Origin of the sequence: Trebonia sp. (assembly GCF_049794275.1) — a bacterium.
GTDB lineage: Bacteria > Actinomycetota > Actinomycetes > Streptosporangiales > Streptosporangiaceae > Trebonia.
This window is the reverse complement of sequence record NZ_JBARCR010000806.1, coordinates 1-3,618: the sequence shown is the minus strand read 5'-3', so window position 1 is coordinate 3,618 and position 3,618 is coordinate 1. Positions and strand designations below refer to the sequence as shown.

4 protein-coding genes are annotated in these 3,618 nt (G+C 67.6%); all 4 read right to left on the bottom strand.

What is annotated here, in order from left to right; all coding sequences use genetic code 11:
• Positions 1-909: ABC transporter ATP-binding protein (locus WA805_RS21065; protein WP_425243181.1), on the bottom strand; the 909-nt coding region annotated here is incomplete at its 3' end.
• Positions 910-925: 16 nt separating this feature from the next.
• Positions 926-1,798, bottom strand: coding sequence for a carbohydrate ABC transporter permease (locus tag WA805_RS21060; protein WP_422281666.1), 873 nt, complete (start codon positions 1,796-1,798; stop codon positions 926-928).
• Positions 1,795-2,733, bottom strand: coding sequence for a carbohydrate ABC transporter permease (locus WA805_RS21055; RefSeq protein ID WP_425243180.1), 939 nt, complete (start codon positions 2,731-2,733; stop codon positions 1,795-1,797). Before WA805_RS21055 ends, WA805_RS21060 begins: the two co-directional genes overlap by 4 nt.
• Positions 2,734-2,755: 22 nt before the next feature.
• A partial coding sequence (locus tag WA805_RS21050) for an ABC transporter substrate-binding protein (protein WP_425243179.1) occupies positions 2,756-3,618 on the bottom strand: 863 nt, incomplete at its 5' end.

The window sequence follows — 3,618 nt, the reverse complement described above, 5'->3', positions numbered from 1 at the left end:
GTCCTGGCCGGCCGTGTCCGGGTACCGCCCTTCCGCCGCCAGGTGCAGGTGCTCGGGCCGGATGCCGAGGACGATCTCGCTGAGCTGATCGCGCGCCGCCTCTGCGCGTACCGGCGCGGCGAGCGGGATGACGGTCCCCGCCAGCGTGGCGCCGCCGTCGGTCAGCGGCGCGGTCTGCAGGTTCATCGCGGGCGAGCCGATGAAGCCGGCGACGAACTGGTTCACCGGGTTGTCGTACAGCTCGCGGGGCGAGGCGCACTGCTGGAGCTTGCCGTTGCTCAGCACGGCCACCCGGTGTCCCATCGTCATCGCCTCGACCTGATCGTGCGTCACGTAGACGGTGGTGACGCCGAGGCGGCGCTGCAGCTCGGCGATCTGGCTGCGGGTCTGCACCCGCAGCTTGGCGTCCAGGTTGGACAGCGGCTCGTCCATCAGGAAAACCTTGGGCTCCCGCACGATGGCCCGGCCCATCGCGACGCGCTGCCGCTGGCCGCCGGACAGCTGCTTGGGCTTCCTGCTGAGCATGCTCTCGTCGAGGTCGAGGATGCGCGCCGCCTCACGGACGCGGCGGTCGCGTTCGTCCTTGTGGACGTGCTGCATCTTCAGCGCGAAGCCCATGTTCTCCGCGACGGTCTTGCTCGGGTAGAGCGCGTAGTTCTGGAACACCATCGCGATGTCCCTGTCCTTGGGCTGCACGTCGCTGACGTCACGCCCGGCGATCTCGATGCGCCCGCCGTCGAGCGGCTCAAGCCCGGCGAGCATCCGCAGCGCGGTCGTCTTGCCCGACCCCGACGGCCCGACGAGGACCATGAACTCGCCGTCCTTGATGTCCAGGTCGAGCGCGTCGACCGCGGGCGGCGTGCCCTTCGCGTACACGCGGCTCGCCGCCAGGTAGTTCACTGCTGCCATCGGGGACCTCCGTCACTCACTTGATCGCACCCATAGACAGACCGCGGACCAGGGAACGCTGCGCGACCCAGCCCACGATGATCACCGGGACCGAGGCGACCGTGGCCGCCGCGGACAGGTGCGCGATGTACAGCCCCTCCTGGGGCACCGAACTGATCAGGAACATCGGCATGGTCGCCGCGTTCGTGACGGTCAGGTTGAGCGCGAGGAACAGCTCGTTCCAGGCGAAGATCACGCAGATCAGCGCGGTGGACACGACGCCGGGGATAACGACGGGCATGATCACCTCGATGATCTCCCTGATCCGCCCGGCACCGTCGAGGCGCGCCGCCTCGAGCATCTCGGTGGGCACCTCGAGCATGAACGACCGGATCATCCAGATCGCGAGCGGCAGGTTCATCGCTGCGTACAGGATGATCAGCACCCAGATGGTGTCCAGCAGGTGTGCCTTCAGCGCGATCACGTACAGCGGCCCGATCGCCGCGACGATCGGGAGCATCTTCGTCGAGATGAAGAAGAACAGGCCGTCGCGCCAGTGCTTGACCGGGCGGATCGCGAGCGCGTAGGCGGCCGGGATCGCGAGCACCAGCACCAGGATCGTGGAGCCGACCGTCGCGAGGGCCGAGTGCTCGAGATACGGGCCCATCCCGTTGAAGACCAGCCGGAACTGCGCCAGCGTGGGGCTGAAGATGAACTTCGGCGGCCAGGTCTCCGCGGCGGACTCCGGCTTGAATGCGGTGATCACCATCCACAGCACGGGCAGGAAGAAAGCGATCCCCACCACCCAGCCGAGCACGGTCCAGCCTGTCTTGCGGGTGAGCTCTCTGGCGCGGTTTCTCGCGCGCCGGGAGGTCCGGCTTGGCGCCTCTGCCGCTGTTACCGCCGTCATCGTGCCTCCTCGAACTGGAAGACCCGGGCGAACAGCCGCAGCGCGAAGCTGGCGACGATGATCGTCAAGACCACGGTGACCACGCCGGCGGCGGCCGCCCCGCCGACGTCGAAGGCGTAGTTCACCTTCTGGTACAGGTAGAAGGGCAGCGTCGTGGTCGAGGTGCCCGGTCCGCCGTTGGTCATCAGCCGCACCTGGTCGAAGGCGTTCACCAGGTAGATCGAGCCAAGCAGGATCCCCAGCTCGATGTAGGGGCGCAGGTGCGGGAGGGTGAGCTCGCGGAATGTCGCCCACGCGTTCGCCCCGTCGACCTTGGCCGCCTCAAGGACATCCGACGCCTGCCCCTGCAAGCCGGCGAGCACGATCAGGATCATGAACGGCGTCCACTGCCAGATCATGACCACGACCACTGACCCGTAGGCGTGCGTGCTCAGCCAGGCGACGTGATGCACGCCGAACGGCTCGAGCAGGTAGTTGATCAGACCGAAGTTCGGATCCAGCATCGGTCCCGCCCAGACCAGCGCCGCGGCGGCCGGCATGACGAGGAACGGCGTGATGATCAGCGTGCGGACCACGCCGCGGCCGAGGAACTTCTTGTCGAGCAGCACGGCGACCGCGACCCCGAGCACCATCGCGACGATCACCGCGATCGCCGTCATGGTCACCGACCTGACCACCGCGCTCCGGAAGCTGGGATCGGTGAAGACCTCTTTGTAGTTGGCGACGCCGGTCCAGTGCGCACCGCCTGGCTGGTTCCAGAAGTAGTTCTGGAAGCTATACCAGAGCGTGACGATGAACGGGATCTGCGTGACGACGATCGTGTAGATCAGCGCTGGCAGCAGCGGGAGACGCCGCTGCCAGCCTTCCCGGCGGCTCACCCCCCGCGGCCGGATTCCGGTCGCGGGGGGTTTGACCAAATCCTCGATGATAGTCATGGCTGGCTAGCTGCCTTCACCGTCAGCTGCCGCCGGACAGCTCGGACGGACTGTAGGCCGAGGCGTACCCCTGGCTGTTCTGCAGCGCCTGGGTCACCGATTCCGTGCCGGCGATCGCGCCGGCGATCTGCTGGCCGACTTGCAGGCCGAGGGTCTCGAACTGCGGGATGTCGACGTACTGGACGCCGACGTAGGGCACCGGGTTCACCGTCGGGTGGTCGGGGTCGGTGCCGTCGATCGACTGCAGGGTGATGCCGGCGAACGCGCTGGCCGCCTTCTGGTAACTCGGGTTGTTGTACAGCGAGGTCCTGGTGCCTGGCGGCACTGCCGACCAGCCGTACTTCTGTGCGACCAGGTCGTCGTACTGCTTCGAGGTGGCCCAGGAGACGAACTTCCACGCGGCGCTCTGGTTGTCCACGCCCTGCGGGATGCCGAGCGCCCAGGACCAGAGCCAGCCGGAGGAGGAGGTCTTCTCGGTCGGCGCGAAGACGTAGCCGGTCTGCGCGTAGACCGACGGGAACTCAGTGGCGATGGAGGTCGCCGCCACCGTGGCGTCGTACCACATCGCGCACTTGCCCTGGCCGTACAGCGTCAGCAGCTGGTTGAAGCTGTCGTTGGAGGCGCCGGGCTCGCCGTAGTTCTTGACCAGGTTCACGTAGAAGTTCGCGGCCTGCTCGAACGCGGGTGAGGTGAGCTGGGGCTGCCAGCTCATGTTGAACCACTGGCCGCCGAACGTGTTGACGACCGTGTCGAGGGCCGCCATGTTGTCGCCCCAGCCCGCCAGGCCGCGCAGGCAGATGCCCGAGACCTTGCCTGGCTGGTTCAGCTTGGCGGCGGCGGCCGCGACCTGCGTCCACGTCGGGTGCGCCGGCATGGTGACTCCCG